Annotated in this window: 3 protein-coding genes and 1 pseudogene; 2 read left to right on the forward strand and 2 right to left on the reverse strand. The window is 55.1% G+C overall.

Translation table 11 applies throughout. The features are described 5' to 3' along the window. Both ACOSYY_RS03145 and ACOSYY_RS03150 read left to right on the forward strand, forming a co-directional pair. Positions 1-218, forward strand: a pseudogene (locus tag ACOSYY_RS03145) (hypothetical protein); the annotation flags it as partial. An 88-nt stretch (positions 219-306) separates the two neighbouring features. Next, positions 307-1278 carry an aldo/keto reductase gene (locus ACOSYY_RS03150; RefSeq protein ID WP_421660817.1) on the forward strand — a complete coding sequence of 324 codons (972 nt, stop codon included), beginning with the start codon at positions 307-309 and terminating at the stop codon, positions 1276-1278. Between the two features lie 623 nt (positions 1279-1901). Here the strand turns inward: ACOSYY_RS03150 and ACOSYY_RS03155 are convergent. After that, positions 1902-2291 carry a cupredoxin domain-containing protein gene (locus tag ACOSYY_RS03155; RefSeq protein WP_421660818.1) on the reverse strand — a complete coding sequence of 130 codons (390 nt, stop codon included), beginning with the start codon at positions 2289-2291 and terminating at the stop codon, positions 1902-1904. Next, the coding region (locus tag ACOSYY_RS03160) for a thioredoxin family protein (RefSeq protein WP_421660819.1) at positions 2272-2681 on the reverse strand (410 nt) is incomplete at its 5' end. The genes ACOSYY_RS03155 and ACOSYY_RS03160, both read right to left, overlap by 20 nt.

Raw genomic sequence — 2681 nt, forward strand, 5'->3', positions numbered from 1 at the left:
TGCGACAAATGGGAGCGGACATCAACAGCAAGCTCACGGCGCTTCTCGCCAAGCACGAGTTGACGCTCGATGAATATCGCACGCGCAGCCCGGAGATTTTTGCGGATGATGCGGCGGTCAAACGCTATCTCAACGAGCATCCGGACCTCAAGCAACGTTACGAGGCGCTTCCCCTCGATCGAATGGGGCGTGGAGGGAGTACGGGGCGGGGATATTAGGTCCGATCGTATCGGCTCGTAAGTCCGAACCGCTCAATTCTCCGGTGACGGTCCGCTCTGGAAAATTCCCGGAGGGAAGGCCGAACTTATGGAATACACGCATCTTGGTCGGTCTGGAGTGAAAGTCAGTCGGCTCTGTCTCGGCACGATGAATTTCGGGCCGCAGACGAGCGAGCCGGACAGCTTCGTCTTGATGGACCGGGCATTGGAATTCGGCATCAATTTTTTTGATACGGCGAACGTGTACGGCTGGAAGCTGGGTGAAGGCTGGACGGAGCAGATCATCGGCCGTTGGTTCGCACAAGGGGGAGGCCGCCGGGATAAGGTGGTGCTGGCTACGAAGGTGTACGGTCGCATGGGCGAATGGCCGAATCAGTCACGCCTCTCGGCCGTACATATCAAGCGAGCGTGCGAGGACAGTCTTCGACGGTTGAAAACAGACTGGATCGATGTGTATCAAATGCACCATGTCGATCGGGAAACACCATGGGAAGAAATCTGGCAAGCGATGGAGCAGTTGGTCAGGGAAGGCAAGGTGGTGTACGTGGGGAGCAGTAATTTTGCCGGCTGGCACTTGGCTCAGGCTCAGGAAGCCGCGCGACGCCGAAATTTTTTGGGGCTGGTGTCGGAACAAAGCCTCTATAACCTCAATGCGCGCATGATTGAACTGGAAGTCATTCCCGCTTGTGAGGCCTACGGCATCGGTCTGATCCCATGGAGTCCGCTCGGTCGGGGACTGTTGGGCGGTGTCCTGCAGTCCGATAGCGTTGGTCGGCGCGCGGACGCCGACTTGAAGCAAGAGATGGTCAAGTCCCGTTCCAAATTGGAAGCGTACGAGGGGCTGTGCGCACGGATTGGTGAAGAACCGGCGAACGTCGCATTGGCCTGGCTGTTGCACCAACCAGCAGTCACTTCACCAATAATCGGTCCTCGCACGATGGGACAGCTGGAAGGGGCCATGAGGGCTTTGAGCCTTTCCTTGGACAGCGGCATCCTGAAGCAGCTGGACGAGCTCTTTCCTGGTCCCGGTGGGACCGCGCCGGAGTCCTATGCCTGGTAAGCAATCATTTTCTGTTCATGCCGTCCCGCTACTCTGGTTCACGAGCATCGTGTGTTGCGAGCTCGATGGTCGTTCATAGAGGCACACGATCAATATGCTCCTGCCATTCGGCTCTGACTTGAAAAAATTGGTCCCTGGATCTTTTCCACTAGTCGACGGAGCCGTCTTTTTTTTGCCAAGCCCCTTGACAGATGCGAAACATCGCTCCTATTGCCGAGAGCAGCCATCCCCAGAAAATTGTTGAACCTGTGGATAGTGATCCGAATGGTGGCAATGGCACGGGCATCAGTAAGGGCAAATGATCGTGTCAAGCAATCTTCATAGGAATATGCAAGAAAGTTGCGAACTGAGACAGAAACCAATATTACTTGTGGCCTGACGAATATAAGGCGGATGCCTAAAAAATAGGCACTTCGATAAATAAGCCCGTCATTCGTGCAGTCTTCTCCGAATCCGTCAACTTGTTCACAAGGTTATCCACAGAAGATGGGGATGTGAGTTTCCATGCCGACATCGGAGACAGTTCGTGATCCATACGAACTGTGTCAGGTAAAAAGATCCTTCGCCGCATCACTCTAGAAACCGCTCAACTGATGTGTGCACTGAGGGGTTACCGCTGCCTGTCATTCCACGATTAATGTCCCCGCCATGTTTACATGGCCCTTTCGTCGGCAGATGTAGATGTACGTTGCAGGCGGAGGGGTCATTACCAGCTGCACGGATTTTCCGGGGCCGAGCACGATGCCGGTCTCTTTCATCGACAGGGGTGAGGATGTGCCGACGACATACATGAGGACGGGACTGTCGAATTCGTGCATCTCTCTTCCGGAGTTGTAGATCGTAAGAGTCAACGGGGATGCCGAACTGACCTTCACCAGTTGAGGCGTGAAGCGAAAGTCTTCGGCGGTCAGGGAAACGGATTGGGTTTGGTCGCAGGCTGCTAAAGTTGACGCGGCGAAAATGGAGATAAGAAGAAATAAGGCGAAACGGCGGTCAGGCGTAAGGCGGAGCATGCCCCGGCTTCCATTTGATACTGCAACCGATACTGGGCTGTTGGTTGCCGTCAATCCGTTTTCCGGCGAGCACAGCTTGGATGGCGGCGCGGAGATCACGGCCGGTTACCGGCGTATTATTGCCGGGACGACTGTCATCCAATTGTCCACGATACATCAACCGTCGGTCGCGATCGAAGAGATAAAAGTCCGGTGTGCAGGCGGCTTTGTACGCTTTCGCGACCTCCTGCGTTTCATCGTGACAAAAGGGAAAGGTGAAGCCCAAACGGGCGGCCATTTCTTTGAGCTTGGGTGGGGCATCGTCGGGATACCCGACAGAGTCGTTGCTGCTGATCGCGATGATCCCTAAACTTGCGTCGCGATAATCATGTCCCATCTTGGCGAGCTCCT

It is taken from the genome of Nitrospira sp. BLG_2, assembly GCF_049222245.1.